Origin of the sequence: Corynebacterium sp. HMSC29G08 (genome assembly GCF_001806875.1) — a bacterium.
Lineage (GTDB): Bacteria > Actinomycetota > Actinomycetes > Mycobacteriales > Mycobacteriaceae > Corynebacterium.
The window spans coordinates 1-513 of sequence record NZ_KV786253.1 but is presented as its reverse complement, the minus strand read 5'-3'; the positions used below and the strand labels follow the sequence as shown (position 1 = coordinate 513).

Annotated in this window: 1 protein-coding gene; it reads right to left on the bottom strand. The window is 58.9% G+C overall.

Going from position 1 to position 513, the window contains the following annotated elements:
* Positions 1-73: 73 nt before the first annotated feature.
* Positions 74-513: hypothetical protein (locus HMPREF3101_RS12135; protein ID WP_168160171.1), on the bottom strand; the 440-nt coding region annotated here is incomplete at its 5' end.

The following is a 513-nucleotide window of genomic DNA, read 5'->3' as shown; positions in this document are numbered from 1 at the left end:
ACCGAATCCGCCCATGCCACCACCGACACCACCAGTGGCTCCGTGTGGAGGAGCACCCACACCGGCTGCGGTGCTACCAATCGCACCAGGAGAGATCGTATGCATGCCAGCGGCAGAACCAAGATGTGCCGGTGTGCCATGTGGGCCTGGGGTAAGTGTCGGTGGCGTGGAGGGGGAGCTGAGTGCTGCGGCTTGGGTTTGTGGCCCCTGCTTGTATCGCCTCAAGCACATCAGGGTTGATCTGACCGTAGGAGTCGATGACTTCATCTGGTGTTGTTGCATACGCCAGGTCTTTATGGCCGAAGGCGATGAAGGAATCCTGAATCACCTTCGGCAGTGGGGAACGCTCAAACGATGGGGCTGTCGGGTGGGAGATGTCACGGATGTCGAAGGGATCGCCCGGGACGTGATCTAAATCCGGAATGAGTTTGACAAACGCAGGAACCGTAGCCGCCAGTTGTGTACTGGCTCGTGGTGCGAAGGCTGAAAGGTAGGTTGTTTCGTAGGCAGCGC